Source organism: Cellulomonas sp. P1_G12_2 (genome assembly GCF_056405535.1).
In genome coordinates this window covers 225,376-240,106 of record NZ_JBFUBX010000003.1, presented here as the reverse complement: position 1 = coordinate 240,106, position 14,731 = coordinate 225,376, and the positions used below count along the sequence as shown (strand labels likewise).

At 73.2% G+C, this 14,731-nt stretch carries 9 protein-coding genes; 7 read left to right on the top strand and 2 right to left on the bottom strand.

What is annotated here, in order from left to right:
* The first annotated feature begins 21 nt into the window (after positions 1-21).
* The 4 genes from AC1DXT_RS13610 to AC1DXT_RS13595 all read left to right on the top strand — a co-directional run bounded on the left by AC1DXT_RS13610 (position 22) and on the right by AC1DXT_RS13595 (position 5,546).
* Complete coding sequence (locus tag AC1DXT_RS13610; RefSeq protein WP_477061840.1) at positions 22-813, top strand: transglutaminase-like domain-containing protein; 792 nt, start codon at positions 22-24, stop codon at positions 811-813.
* Positions 814-835: 22 nt separating this feature from the next.
* Entirely contained in the window at positions 836-1,555 is a 720-nt protein-coding gene (locus AC1DXT_RS13605) for an ion channel (protein ID WP_477061839.1), read from the top strand.
* 1 nt (position 1,556) lies between these two features.
* A complete protein-coding gene (locus AC1DXT_RS13600) occupies positions 1,557-2,909 on the top strand; it encodes a CoA transferase (RefSeq protein WP_477061838.1) in 1,353 nt (450 codons plus the stop codon).
* A gap of 120 nt (positions 2,910-3,029) precedes the next feature.
* The gene (locus AC1DXT_RS13595) at positions 3,030-5,546 is read left to right on the top strand and encodes a hypothetical protein (RefSeq protein ID WP_477061837.1); all 2,517 of its coding nucleotides are present in this window, start codon (positions 3,030-3,032) and stop codon (positions 5,544-5,546) included.
* Positions 5,547-5,556: 10 nt separating this feature from the next.
* On the opposite strand, the gene AC1DXT_RS13590 is transcribed toward AC1DXT_RS13595, so the two are convergent.
* On the bottom strand, positions 5,557-6,921 hold the full coding sequence (locus AC1DXT_RS13590; RefSeq protein ID WP_477061910.1) for a DUF6421 family protein: 1,365 nt from the start codon (positions 6,919-6,921) through the stop codon (positions 5,557-5,559).
* Between the two features lie 585 nt (positions 6,922-7,506).
* Between AC1DXT_RS13590 and AC1DXT_RS13585 the strand changes: the two genes are divergently transcribed.
* The gene (locus AC1DXT_RS13585; protein ID WP_477061836.1) at positions 7,507-8,595 is read left to right on the top strand and encodes a carboxylate-amine ligase; all 1,089 of its coding nucleotides are present in this window, start codon (positions 7,507-7,509) and stop codon (positions 8,593-8,595) included.
* Here the strand turns inward: AC1DXT_RS13585 and AC1DXT_RS13580 are convergent.
* A complete protein-coding gene (locus AC1DXT_RS13580; protein WP_477061835.1) occupies positions 8,592-9,821 on the bottom strand; it encodes an NAD(P)/FAD-dependent oxidoreductase in 1,230 nt (409 codons plus the stop codon). The two genes, AC1DXT_RS13585 and AC1DXT_RS13580, sit on opposite strands and share 4 nt — an antisense overlap.
* Before the next feature lie 145 nt (positions 9,822-9,966).
* Here AC1DXT_RS13580 and glgX point away from each other — a divergent pair, with 145 nt between their 5' ends.
* Positions 9,967-12,222 carry a glycogen debranching protein GlgX gene (glgX, locus tag AC1DXT_RS13575; RefSeq protein ID WP_477061834.1) on the top strand — a complete coding sequence of 752 codons (2,256 nt, stop codon included), beginning with the start codon at positions 9,967-9,969 and terminating at the stop codon, positions 12,220-12,222.
* Entirely contained in the window at positions 12,219-14,729 is a 2,511-nt protein-coding gene (gene treY / locus AC1DXT_RS13570; RefSeq protein WP_477061833.1) for a malto-oligosyltrehalose synthase, read from the top strand. Before glgX ends, treY begins: the two co-directional genes overlap by 4 nt.
* The last annotated feature ends 2 nt before the right edge of the window (positions 14,730-14,731 follow it).

Below are 14,731 nucleotides of genomic sequence, written 5' to 3'. Positions count from 1 at the left end.
TCGGTGCACCACCATGAGCGCGTGCATCGCGACATGAGCGCCCACCTGTCCCTCGACGTCACCTCCCCCGCCACCCTCGCGTTCGAGCTGGCCGTGTCCACCCAGCTCACCGCCCGCGAGTCGCTGACGATCACCCTCGACGGGGTGCCGATCGAGGCGAAGGAGGTCCCCGACCATCACGGGACGCGTCTGCACGTCGTCCGGGCGGAGGTCGGCCGGCTCGTCCTGGACTACTCCGCGTCGATCGACGGCCGCGCCGCCCCGGTCACGTCCGACGAGGCCGACCTGCTGCGCTACCTGCGTCCCAGCCGGTACTGCGAGTCCGACACGCTCGGGCCGACCGCCTACGCCGAGTTCACGGGGCTGCACGGGTTCGACCTGCTCGCCGCGGTGAGCTCCTGGGTGGGGTCCCGCCTCTCGTACGTCCCCGGATCCAGCCTGCCGACCGACGGCGCCGTCCAGACGCTGCTGGCGCGCAAGGGCGTGTGCCGCGACTACGCGCACCTCGTGATCGCCCTCCTGCGCGCGCTGGACGTCCCCGCACGGCTCGTGTCGGTGTACGCCCCGGGACTGTCCCCCATGGACTTCCACGCCGTGGCCGAGGCGAACCTGGACGGGCAGTGGTACGTCGTCGACGCCACCACGCTGGCCCCGCGCTCGAGCCTGGTCCGCATCGCGACGGGCCGCGACGCCTCCGACACCGCGTTCCTCAACGTGCACCACGGCTACGCCAACCTCATGGAGCTCGAGGTGACCGCGGTCGCGGACGTGCTGCCCGACGACGACGTGCGCGATCTTGTGACGATCGGCTGACCCGACCGATAGCCTCCGGAAGGTGACATCACCGGACGAACCCGGCACGACGACGCCTCCCCGGCGCCGGTCCTTCCTCGCTCGCCGGACCGGCACGGACGACTTCGGCATCGTCCTGAGCCTGCTGGTCACCGCGTACGTGGCCTTCGCGCTGAGCTCCGACCAGTGGGTCGAGATCCTCGTCCTCGTCCTCTACCTGTTCACGCTCGGCCTCGCGGTCCGGACGTCCCAGCCGATGCCGCACCAGCGACGGTTCGTGCGCATCGTGCTCGTCGTCTCCGCCGTCGTCGCGCTCGTCGCGCTCACCGTCCTCCCGCAGCCGACCGCGGACGGGGTCATCGACGGCGTGGTCTGCGTGATCCTCATGACCGCGCTGGTGGTCATCCTCGACCGGATCCTGCGCCGGACCGCCGTGACCGTGCAGTCGCTGGCGGGCGCCCTGAGCGCGTACCTGATCATCGGGATGTTCTTCGCGAGCCTGTTCGGCGTGATCGACGTGCTGACGCCCGGCCCGTTCTTCGCGGGCGGCGAGGCGGCGAACGCGCGCTCGTTCCAGTACTTCTCGTACACGACCCTGACCACCCTCGGATACGGCGACTACACGGCCGCGCTGTTCCCGGGGCGCAGCATCGCCACCTTCGAGGCGCTCGTCGGTCAGGTGTTCCTCGCCGTCCTGGTCGCCCGCCTGGTCGCCGCGTTCCACGGTCGCGCGGAGGCCGTCCTGCCCGAGCACCCCGAGTGACGTGGACGCCGCCACCGCACACGCCTGGGACGCCCTCGGCGGCTCCCAGGACCTCTGCTCGCGCGTCGAGTACGTCGGCACCCCGGGGCTGAGGTCGCCGCTGCCGGTGCGCGAGCTCGCGCGCGCGACCGTGGGCGTCTGCTCGCTGGCCGCGGCCGAGCTGCATCGACTGCGCACGGGCGGCGACCTGCCCGCGGTGCGGGTCGACGAGGGGGCGGTCGCGGTTGCGTTCACCAGCGAGCGGCACCTGCGGGTCGACGGACGGCCGATCCCCCTGTTCGCGCCGCTGTCCGGGTTCTGGCAGTCCGCCGACGGGTGGGTCCGCACGCACGCCAACTACCCGCACCACCGCGCGCGCCTGCTGGCCTCGCTCGGGATCCCCGACGCCGGCGACGACGCCGACCTCGTCGGCCGGCTGGCCGTCGTGCTCGCGGAGCGTCCGGCTCTCGACGTGCAGGAGGCCGCCTACGCGGCCGGCGGCCTTGCCGTGGCGGTCGCGCCGCCGCGTCCGAGCGACGAGCCCCTGATCGAGACACGCACCGCGGGCACCGCGGACCCGCGCCCGCTGCGACCCAGCACCCTGCCCGCCGCCGGTGTGCGGGTCCTCGACCTGACGCGCGTGCTCGCCGGGCCGGTGGCCACGCGCACGCTCGGGCTGCTCGGTGCGGACGTCCTGCGCGTCGACGCCCCCTGGCTGCGCGAGGACGACGGGACCCACATCGACACGGGGTTCGGCAAGCGCTCGACCCGGCTCGCGCTCGAGGACCCTGCCGACCGCGCGACGTTCGAGGAGCTCCTGAGCGCCGCGGACGTGCTCGTCCTCGGCTACCGTCCGGGCGCGCTGGACCGGTACGGCCTCGACGACGACGCGCTGCGGGAGCGACGGCCCGGCCTGGTCGTCGCCCGGCTCTGCGCCTGGGGGTGGCAGGGTCCGTGGGCCGGCCGGCGGGGGTTCGACAGCCTGGTGCAGGCCGGCACGGGCATCGCGGTGGCCGAGCAGGACGCCGACGGCCGACCGGGCACCATGCCCGCCCAAGCGCTGGACCACGGGACGGGCTACCTCCTCGCCGCGGCCGTCCTTCGGGCGCTCACAGAGCGGGCGACGACGGGGGCGACGCACCACGTCCGGCTGTCGCTGGCGGGCACCGCAGCGTGGCTGCTCGGCGGGATGACGCCCCTTCCCGGGACCGCGGGCGCACCGGGCGCGCCCGATCGCTGGCTGGCCGAGACTGTGTCGCCGTACGGGCTGCTCCGGCACGCCCGCTCGCCCGTCGCGGTCGCCGGTGTGCCCGACGACTGGGACCGACCCCCGAGCCGCTGGGGCACCGACAGCCCTCGCTGGACCGGCGGCTGAGCCTGCCCGCCGACCGGGCCGTCGTATCTGTTCGGCTGTCCAGCACTCTTCTCCTCAGGGACGACGTCCCTCTCGTCGGTGGATCGGTGGGCACGCACGGTGCCCCAGCTGGAGGCAGCCATGGCGCTCGATCAGGGGTCCGCCGGCCTGGTGCCGGGACCGGTCGCACTCGACGGGCTGACGGAGATCCGGGTGCACGGCGTCGGCGGCACCAGCCCGGAGTCGCTGCTGGGCGACCTGGAGCCGACCCGCGTCGCCGGTGACCGCGTGGCGGGGTTCTTCCGCACGCGGGATGCGCGCGGACGCCATCGCGAGGCGTACTCGTGGGGCGGCCTGACCTCCCGGAGCCGCACGCGTGCCCTCTGGGCACTGCTCCTGCCGTCGATGTTCGCGAACATGGCGGGCTGGATGGCACGGCGCTGGGTCATGTCCGGCGACCAGGAGGACGACGAGCCCGCCACGATCTGGGTGTTCCGGTGGTTCGCGCGACTGGCCGCCCTCGCGCTCACGCTGAGCACCGCGGTGATGGTGACGATGCTGTTCACGGACGTCATCGCGTACCAGTGCGGCGGGATGGCGCAGTGCCGTCGCGACGGCTGGTGGACGACAGCCGCCGACCGGTGGCTGCCGGTCGACCACGCCGGCCAGAGGATCGTCGTCGGCGCCGCCACGGCCACCCTGGTCGCCCTCGTGTTCGCCCTGCTCGCCCGCCACACACGGTCGGCTTACGAGCGCGTCGAACCCCCGACGCCGATCAGCGCCGACCAGGGCGCGCTCGACTCCGACCCGCAGCCGTCCCGACGGTGCGCGGCCGCCCAGGAGGGCGGGCTGCGGAACCCCGACTTCTGGTCCGGCCTGCGGTGGCACATCTTCCTGTCGCGGCTGCACCTGTCCGCGTGCCTCGGTGTGGTCGGCCTGCTGCTCGGGTGGTCCGTGGCCGCGCTCGGCGGCGACTCGACGGCGGGCGGGCTGGGCCGCGTCGCCGCGATCGGTGCGGCGGCGGGCATCGTCGCCGTGATGGGCCTCCTCGCGTTCGACGACGCCCACCCGGTGCTCGCCACCCTCGTGCTCGGGCTCACGGTCGCGGCACTCGTCCTGGCGGGCGCGGCCGCGCTGACCCTCCCCGCGGGCGACAGCGCAGCGGGCATGCTGCCCGGGTCCCGCTGGGCCGTCAACGCGGTGTGGGGTGCCAGCCTCCTGCTCCTGCTGCCGCTGGCGGGCCAGCAGGTCGGCGCCTGGGTCTTCCGGCGGGTCAAGGCCCGACAGCTGCGGGCGCAGCACCTCACGATCCCCCGGATCGGCCTGTTCCCGTGGGCGGCGCCGTTCGTCATGAACACCGTCGCCCTCATGGTCGCCAACACCGTCCTGCTCTCCGCGATCGTGTACGTCGCCCGCGTCCTGGGCACCATCACGTGGGGCTTCGGCCCGGAGCCGGGCTCGGACCCCGTCCCGGGTGCCATCTACGTCCCGGAGGCGGTCGGCTCGCTGGCGTCGATGCTCTCGCTCGGACTGATCTCGCTCTTCGTCGTGTTCGGGATCGGCTTCTGGGTGGCGATGACCCGGACCCGCACGCGCACCGCACCAGCAGTGGAGGCGCGCCTGCGGCAGCAGTACGCCGACGCCGGCATCCCTTCGCAGGCGCCGGACGCCGCGGTGCGGACCGAGGCGGGCTGGTGGCGGTCGGCGTTCGACCCGCCGCTGTTCGGCAAGGCCGCCTCCGAGACCGGCGACCGGCCGTCGCGCTGGGTCCGCAAGGTCGCCCTGATGCGGTTCGTCGGGGACCACTCGCGTGCCGTGGCCATCCCGCTCGTCGTCGCGACGGTCGGCGGCGTGGTCGGCCTGATCTACTTCCTCACGTGCGTGTGGGTGCTGCGCAGCGGGACGCCCATGTTCCTCGTGGACATCGGGACGACCGTGGCGGTGGCCTTCCCGCCGCTGTACGTGCTGATCCTGGCCAGCGCCTGGCGCAACGAGCGGTGGCGGCGCGTCCTGGGCACGCTCTTCGACGTGGGCAGCTTCTTCCCCCGCGCGTTCCACCCGTTCGCACCGCCCGCCTACGCCGAGCGTGCGGTCCCGGAGCTGACCCGTCGGATCTGGCGCCTGCACGACAGCGGCGGCCGCGTCGTCCTCACCGCGCACTCGCAGGGCAGCGTCATCGCCGCTGCCGTGGTCGGGCGCAGGTCGCCGGAGCGCGGTGCCGACGAGCCGACCATCGGCGTGGTCACCCTGGGCTCGCCGCTCGGCAAGCTCTACCGCTGGGCGTTCCCGGCGCTGTTCAGCGACGGGTTCCTCGCGGGCATCGCGGAAGGCCGCGCCGGCATCGGGCCGGTCCTGTGGACCAACGTCTTCTACGCGACCGACTACATCGGCGGCGCGGTGCGCACCGGCGACTCGACGCTGCCCGGCACCGTCGACCTCGAGCTGGTCGACCCCCCGACCCACCGGTACGTCGCCGACCAGCCCCTGCCGCGCGTCCTCAGCCACACGGGCTACTGGCACGACCCGGCGTTCTGGGGCCAGGTCGACACGATGTGCGACCGGACGACGGCCGCCGACCCGGGCCGCGACACGGGAAACGGCTCCGCGCACGAGGACACGATCGCCCCGGACCCGCGCACCCCGGTGAACTACCTCTGAGCGGCCGCGATCAGGCGGTGATCCCGCTGGTGGAGGCCACGACGTCGCCGATCTTGCGGGAGAGCGCCTCGTAGAACATCGACAGCGGGAACTCGTCGTCCAGCACTGCGTCGGTGAACCCCTTCGGCGGACCGTCCAGGGGCAGGTCCCCCCGCGCCCACGCCGACGCCGGGTGCGGGGTCACGGTGCCGGACACCAGCGCGTACGCCGCGAGCCAGTGCGCGGTCTTCGGCCGGTCGATCGAGCGCCAGTAGAGCTGCTCGATCTGCTCGGCCAGCGCGATGACGGCGCCGGGCACCTGAGGCCAGTCGACGGTGAGGCGCGAGTCGGTCCAGTGCAGGACGTGGTGCTGGTGCAGCCAGGCGAACAGCAGCTGACCGCCCAGGCCGTCGTAGTTGCGCACCCGCGACCCGGTCACGGGGAACCGGAACAGGCGGTCGAACAGGATCGCGTACTGCACGTACCGCGCGTGCGGCACGCCCTCGTCCTCGAGCCGCACGGCCGCCCGGAAGGCGGTCAGGTCGCACCGCAGCTCCTCCAGCGAGTAGAGGAAGTACGGCATCCGCTGCTTGATCATGAACGGGTCGAACGGCAGGTCACCGCGCATGTGGGTGCGGTCGTGCACCAGGTCCCAGAGGACGAACGTCTCCTCGGCGAGCCGCTGGTCGTCCAGCAGGCGCGCGGCGTCGGGCGGGAGCGCGAGGCGGGTGGTCTCCGCGGCGGCACGGACCACCCGGCGGAACCGCGCGGCCTCGCGGTCCGCGAAGATCGCACCCCACGTGAACGTCGGCACCTCGCGGACGGCGACGGTCTCGGGGAACAGGACCGCCGAGTTGGTGTCGTAGCCCGGGGTGAAGTCGAGGAACGTGACGGGGACGAACAGCGCGTTGCTGAACTGCTCGGCCTCGAGCCGGGCCACCAGCTCCGGCCAGCGGACCTGGAGCAGCACCGCCTCGACGCGCCGATCGGTGCTGCCGTTCTGCGTGTACATCGGGAAGAGCACCAGGTGGGGCAGCCCGTCGACGCGCTGGCGCTGCGGCTGGAACGCCACGAGCGAGTCGAGGAAGTCCGGCACCCCGAACCCGGCGTCCGCCCACCGCGTGAGGTCCTTGCCGACCGCCGTCAGGTAGTCCTCGTCGTGCGGCAGCTGGCCGGCGAGGTCGTGCACGGACGCGGTGATCGCGTGCACGAGGTCGCGTGCACGCGCATGGTGCGCGGCGTCCGGGATCGAGCCGTCCTTCACCTGCAGGGTCTGCAGCTCGGTGACGTCCTGCTTGAGACGCCCCCAGGAGGGGTGCGCCGCGAGGTCAGACCGGCGCGTCGTGCTCGCCTCGAGGGCCGACGGACGCGCGGCCCAGACGAGCGCGTTGAGCAGGACCTCGGGCGACGGGTCCACGCCCAGGACCAGGAACGCGCCGTCGGGGTCGCGGTTCCCCGCGGCGACGACGCTGCCCAGGGCCTGGCTCCCCGTCGCCGACCGGAGCACGGGGTGGGCGGACCCGGCGAGCTCGAGGGTCGCCCGCACCGGCAGCTCGACGTCGGTGGTCCAGGCCAGGAGGTCGTCCGCGGTGAGGTCCGCCGGGACCAGCCCGGTCGGCTGCGTGGCGGCCGCGGCGCGCACCACGACGCCACGGTCCGCGAGCACCTCGGCGATCTCCGGTGCCTCGGCGCCGGTGGCAAGCGCGACGAGGCCTGCTCCGCCGGACGCGCCGGCCGTCGTGGTCCCCGGCAGCACGAGCACCACGTCGGGATCGTCGTCGGCTCCGACGAACGTCAGCCCGTGGCGCTCGAGGTGGGCGCGGTGCGGGGTCGGGAGGTCACCGGTCGCGTGGACGGTCGGGAACAGACTCATGCGTCATCTCACCATTCGGACGGCAGCGTTACTGCACGGTACGTTCCGCGCGTCACGCGGTCAACGGTCGAGCGGGCGCGCGGCCGCCGTCTCCCCCAGACTGATCCGGTGCGAACCCTGGGGGTCGAGGAGGAGTTCCTGCTGGTCACGCCCGAGGGCAGACCGCAGCCGGTCGCAGCGGCGGTCCTGCGCCACGCGTCGTCGGTGGACCACCCGTCCACGGACGAGCCCGGCGGCGACCTCGAGAAGGAGTTCAAGCTCGAGCAGATCGAGACCTCGACGCCCCCGCGGGCCGACCTGACCGAGCTCGTGGCCGAGATCCGCGCCGGCCGGGTGCGGACGGACGAGATGGCCCGGCGCGCCGGTGCGCGGATCGCGGCCCTCGCGGCGGCTCCGCAGGTGGTGGAGTCGACGGTCCTGCCCGACCGCCGCGCCTTCGCCATCCGCGCGGAGTTCGGCCAGACCGCGCGGGACCAGCTCACGTGCGGGTGCCACGTCCACGTCTCGATCGACGACGAGGAGGAGGGCGTCCGCATCCTCGACCACCTCCGCCCGTGGAACGCGGTGCTGCTCGCCCTGTCCGGCAACAGCCCGTCCTGGCAGGGCAGCGCCACGGGGTACGCGTCGTACCGCTCGCAGGTCTGGGGCAGGTGGCCGACCGCGGGGCCGACCGCGCCGTTCGGCGACGCCGCCGGCTACCGCGCCGTCATCGAGGACCTGCTCCGGACGGGGGCGATCCTCGACGAGGGGATGGTCTACTTCGACGCCCGCCTGTCCTCGCGCTACCCGACGGTGGAGGTGCGCGTCGCGGACGTGTGCCTCGATGCCGACGACGCGGCTCTGCAGGCGGCGCTCGTCCGCGGGCTCGCGGAAGCGGCCATGGGCGATCCGATGCCACAGCCACGCACCGAGCTGCTGCGGGCCGCGACGTGGCGGGCCGCCCGCTCCGGGCTCACCGGTGACCTCGTGAGCCCGCTGACCGGCGAGCCGATGCCGGCCGCGGACGTGGTCGGCCAGCTCGTCGACCACGTCCGCCCCGCGCTCGCCGCCGCCGGGGACCTCGCGTGGGTGGAACGCCACGTCTCCACGGTGCTGCGCCGCGGCAACGGCGCGATCCAGCAGCTCGGCTGGCGGGCGGAGGGAGCCGACGACGACGAGGTGGTCCGCCGCGCCGTCGACCGGACGCTGACCAGCTAGAGGAGGTCCGCGAGCGGGACGTCCGGGTCCGCCAGGCGGTCGTGGTCGATCACCGCACGGGACCGGATCAGCGCCTGCACGTCGTCGACCACGTCCCACACGTTCACGTTCATCCCGGCGAGCACCCGGCCGTCGCGCCGCCAGAACGCCACCAGCTCCCGGTTCTGCAGGTCGCCGCGCACGACCACCTCGTCGTAGCCGTGCGAGCCCACGTACCCCACGTACTCCATGCCGAGGTCGAACTGGTCGGAGAAGAAGTACGGCAGCCGGTCGTAGGGCTCGTCCGCACCCACGATCGTCGCCGCGGCCGTGGACGGCTGGTTCAGGGCGTTCGCCCAGTGCTCCACCCGCACGTGCGTGCCCAGGAACGGGTGCTGCGCGCGAGCGATGTCCCCGACCGCCAGCACGTGCGGGTGCGACGAGCGCAGGTGGGCGTCGACGACTACGCCGTCCTCCACGTGCAGGCCCACGGACCTGGCCAGGTCGACCCGCGGGCCGGCGCCGATGCCGACGACGACCAGGTCGGCGTCGACCAGGGTGCCGTCCGCCAGCTCGACCGCGCCCACGTGGGTCCCGTCGCCGGCCGCGACGATCTCGGAGACCTCCGTCCGGGTCCGCAGGTCGACGCCGTTCGCCCGGTGGAGGTCCGCGAACATGGCCGCCAGCTCGGGGCCGAGCACGCGGAGCAGAGGTTGGGGGTCGCGGACGAGCACGCTCACCGTGCACCCGGCGGCGCGCGCCGCGGCGGCGACCTCGAGCCCGATCCACCCGCCACCGATCACCACCACGCGGGGCGCCGCGCTCAGCAGGGCGCGCAACCGGTCGCTGTCGTCGATCGTGCGCAGGTGGACCACCCCGGTGAGGCCCGCGCCGGGCACGTCGAGGCGCCGGGGCTCCGAGCCGGTCGCGAGCACGAGGTGGTCCCAGCCCGTCCGTGTGCGCGAGCCGTCGAGGACGTCGTGGGCGGCGAGGTCGATCGCGGTGACGGTCGCGCCCAGCCGCAGGTCGACGTCATGGTCCGCGTACCAGCCGGCCGGGTGCGTGAACGCGCTGTCGCGCTCCTCGCCGCCCTGCAGGTACCCCTTCGACAGCGGCGGGCGCTCGTACGGGCGCTCGGTCTCCGCACCGAACAGGACCACCCGCCCGTCGTACCCGCGCTCCCGCAGCCCTTCGACCGTCTTGGCGCCCGCCAGCCCGCCTCCCACGACCACGACCTGACCGCTCACCGCTGTCTCCGCTCTCGTCGGACCCCCGGACGGCCAGCGCACCAGGTCGCGGGACGAAGCGCAACGCCTGAGGATGTGGTGAACTCCACGCCCGATCGTCCTCGCCCCCCGCGCCAGATGGACTCCCGACTGGCACCCTGGGCCCATGCTGATGTGGCCGGGACGCCCCTACCCCCTGGGCGCCACCTACGACGGGACCGGGACGAACTTCGCCCTGTTCTCGGAGGTGGCCGAACAAGTCGAGCTCTGCCTGATCGCGGAGGACGGCACGGAGACCCGGGTGAACCTGACCGAGGTCGATGCGTTCGTGTGGCACGGGTTCCTGCCGGCCATCGCACCGGGGCAGCGCTACGGCTACCGCGTGCACGGTCCGTACGACCCGGCGCACGGGGCTCGCTGCAACCCGAACAAGCTGCTGCTGGACCCCTATGCCAAGGCGATCGACGGCCAGATCGACGGCGACCCCTCGCTCTACTCGTACCGGTTCGACGCGCCCGACAAGCGCAACGACGACGACTCCGCGGCGCACACGATGACCTCCGTCGTCATCAACCCGTACTTCGACTGGGGCCACGACCGCCCGCCGCAGCACGAGTACCACGAGTCGGTCATCTACGAGACGCACGTGCGCGGGCTCACCATGCAGCACCCCGCCGTGCCCGAGGAGCTGCGCGGCACCTACGCGGGCCTCGCCCACCCCGCGGTCATCGAGCACCTCACGTCGCTCGGCGTGACGGCGGTCGAGCTCATGCCCGTGCACCAGTTCGTCAACGACCCGTCCCTCGTCGAGAAGGGCCTGTCGAACTACTGGGGCTACAACACGATCGGGTTCTTCGCGCCGCACAACCGCTACGCCGCGTTCCAGCACGCCGGCCAGCAGGTGCAGGAGTTCAAGGCGATGGTCAAGGAGCTGCACGCGGCCGACATCGAGGTGATCCTCGACGTGGTCTACAACCACACCGCCGAGGGCAACCACCTGGGCCCGACGCTGAGCTTCCGCGGCCTCGACAACGCCAACTACTACCGGCTCGTCGACGAGGACCAGGCGCACTACTTCGACACGACGGGCACCGGCAACTCGCTGCTCATGCGCTCTCCGCACGTGCTGCAGCTGATCATGGACTCGCTGCGCTACTGGGTGCTGGAGATGCACGTCGACGGGTTCCGCTTCGACCTGGCCGCGACGCTCGCCCGCCAGTTCCACGAGGTCGACCGCCTGTCCGCGTTCTTCGACCTGGTGCACCAGGACCCGGTCGTCTCGCAGGTCAAGCTCATCGCCGAGCCCTGGGACGTGGGCGACGGCGGCTACCAGGTGGGCGGGTTCCCCCCGCTGTGGTCGGAGTGGAACGGCAAGTACCGCGACACCGTCCGCGACTTCTGGCGCGGCGAGCCGTCGACGCTCGGGGAGTTCGCCAGCCGCCTGTCGGGCTCGTCGGACCTGTACGAGCACACGGGGCGACGACCGATCGCGAGCGTGAACTTCTTCACGGCCCACGACGGCTTCACCCTGAACGACCTCGTGTCCTACAACGAGAAGCACAACGAGGCCAACGGCGAGGGCAACAACGACGGAGAGAGCCACAACAGGTCCTGGAACTGCGGTGCCGAGGGCCCGACGGACGACGCCTCGATCAACGCGCTGCGCGCGCGTCAGCGCCGGAACTTCCTCACCACCTTGCTGCTCTCGCAGGGTGTCCCGATGATCGCGCACGGCGACGAGCTGGGCCGGACCCAGCAGGGCAACAACAACGTGTACTGCCAGGACAGCCCGATCTCCTGGGTCGACTGGGACCTCGACCAGGAGAAGACCGACCTCCTGGAGTTCACGCGTCGGCTCGTGCGCCTGCGCCAGGACCACCCCGTGTTCCGGCGGCGCCGCTTCTTCGCCGGCGAGCCCGACCTGTCGGACGAGTCCGACCTGCTCGACCTGGCCTGGCTCGCGCCGGACGGTCACCACATGCGGGACGAGGCATGGGCCGCCGACCACGCGCGTGCCGTCATGGTGTTCCTCAACGGCGACGCGATCGCCGAGCCCGACCTGCGTGGCCAGGAGATCGTCGACGACAGCTTCCTCGTGCTCTTCAACGGGCAGCCTGACGCCGCCACGTTCACGCTCCCGCAGAGCCGGTTCGGGGACGTGTGGACCGCGGTCGTGGACACGGACTCGCAGATCGAGGCCGGGAGCAGGGTCGCGGCGGGAACCAGCCTCGAGCTCCGGGAGAAGTCGATCATCGTGTTCACCCGTCCCTCGATCGCTCCGTCGCCGACGTCGTCGGGCATCGGTGCGGTCGCGACGGCGGCGAGCGAGGCGGCCAAGCAGACCAAGAGCCGACGGCAGCGCACGGAGTCCGCGGACGAGAAGCCGAAGCGCCGGACGACGAAACCCCGTCCCAGCGCATGAGCGAACCGCGCCCGACGCCCACCCGCCGGCTGCCGACGGCAGGCAGGCCCGTGCCGGTCTCCACGTACCGCGTCCAGCTGGGCACGGACCTGACCCTCGACGACGTCGCGGCGCGAGTGCCGTACCTCGCCACGCTCGGGGTGACACACGTCTACCTGTCGCCGATCCTGCGTGCCGCGCCGGGCTCGACGCACGGGTACGACGTCATCGACCACGACGAGATCGCCCCCGAGCTCGGCGGTCTGCCCGCCCTGCGCCGGCTGGCCACGACCGCGCGCGACTCCGGGCTCGGCCTGGTGCTCGACATCGTGCCCAACCACATGGCCGTCCCGACGCCGGTCTGGCACAACAAGGCGCTGTGGTCCGTCCTCGCCGAGGGCCCGGACTCCCCCTACGCCGACTGGTTCGACGTGGACTGGTCCGCGGGTGACGGCGCGGTGCTCATGCCCGTGCTCGGCGACCGCATCGGGGCCGTCCTCGGCCGCGACGAGCTGGCTCTGGACGAGGTGGAGATCCCGGGCGAGGGAACACGCACCGTCCTGCGCTACTACGACCACGTCTTCCCCGTCCGTCCCGGCACCGAGTCGCTGTCGCTCGCGGAGCTGGTCGAGCGCCAGCACTACCGCCTGGCCTACTGGCGGGTGGCCGACGAGGAGCTCAACTACCGGAGGTTCTTCGACGTCGGGACCCTGCTGGCGGTCCGCGTCGAGGACCCGGCGGTGTTCGACGCGACCCACGCGCTGGTCCTGTCCCTGCTCGAGGACGGGACGATCGACGGGCTGCGGATCGACCACCCCGACGGTCTGGCCGACCCCGCCGGCTACCTGGCACGGCTGCGCGAGGCGAGCGGTGGCGCCTGGGTGGTCGTCGAGAAGATCCTCGAGGGCGCCGAGACCCTGCCGCCCGACTGGGAGACCGCGGGAAGCACCGGCTACGAGGCGCTCTGGCGCATCCAGGAGACCTTCGTCGACCCCGGTGGTGCGGCCGTCCTCGGCGCCGTCATGCACCGCCTCACCGACGACACGTCCGACGCCTTCCCGGCGATCGCGGAGCAGGCCAAGCGCGAGATCGTCGACGGCCCCCTGTACGCGGAGGTGCACCGGCTGACCTCGCTGGCGGCGGACATCTGCCGCGACGACCTGCGCCTGCGCGACCACACGTGGCGCGCCCTCGAGGACTGCCTGATCGAGCTGCTCGTCGCGTTCGACCGCTACCGCGCGTACGTCGTGCCCGGCGAGCCGGTGCACCCCGAGTCGCTCGACGTGATGCAGACCGCAGCGGCCCACGCGCGTGCGCGGCTCTCGCCGGAGCGCAGCGAGACCATGGACGTCGTCGTCGACCTCCTGCTCGGCCGCGAGGTCGGCAGCGCGGGGCGGACCCGCAGCGCCCGGCGCGACGAGCTCGTCGTGCGGTTCCAGCAGACGTGCGGCGCCGTGATGGCCAAGGGCGTCGAGGACACGGCGTTCTACCGCTGGACCCACCTGACCGGCCTGTGCGAGGTCGGCGGCGCACCGGAGCAGTTCGCCCTCACCCCCACCGACCTGTCCGCGTGGGCCGCCGGGCAGCAGGTTTCCGCGCCCCTCGGCATGACCACGCTGTCCACCCACGACACCAAGCGCGGCGAGGACGCCCGGTCACGGCTCGGGGTGCTCAGCGAGCTCCCGCGGGAGTGGTCCGCGCTCGTCGACGGGCTTCGCGCCGCCTCCGCGCCCTATCGCAGCGCCCTGCTCGACGGCCGCACGGAGTACCTGCTCTGGCAGACGCTCGCCGGCACGTGGACCGACGACGGCCCGATCGCCGAGGACCGGCTGGTCGAGTACCTGACCAAGGCGATCCGCGAGGCGAAGAGCCGGACCACGTGGACCGCGCCCGACGAGGCGTACGAGCGCGCCGTGCTCGACGCCGCGCGGCAGGCGCTGCTCGACCCGACGGTCGCCGGGCTGTTCGGCGGCTGGGAGGTCCGGACCCGCGCGGCCGTCCGTGCGGCGACCTTGGGCACGAAGCTGGTGCAGCTGACCCTGCCCGGCATCGCCGACGTCTACCAAGGCACCGAGGTCCCGAACCCGGTGCTGGTGGACCCGGACAACCGCCGGTACGTCGACGTCGGTCCGCTGGCCGCCCGGCTCGCGCGGCTCGACGACGGCGCCGGCCCCCGGGACCTCGCCGACGAGAAGCTGCTCGTCACCTCGCGCGCGCTGCGCCTGCGCCGCTCCCTGCCCGAGGCCTTCGTCGGACCCGACAGCGGCTTCCTGCCGCTGGCCCACTCCTCGGGGCACACGCTCACGTACGCCCGGACCGTGGCGGGCGATGCTCGCGTCGCCGTCGTCGCCACCCGGCTCGCCGCCGCGGTGGACCGCCTCGGCGGCTGGTCGGACCACACGGTCGCGCTCCCTGACGGCGACTGGCACGACGTGCTCACCGATCGGCCCGTCGCCGGCGGCGTGGTGGACGTCGCCCCCGTGCTCGACCGCCTGCCCGTCGCCCTGCTCGTGCGGGCGGAGAGCTGACC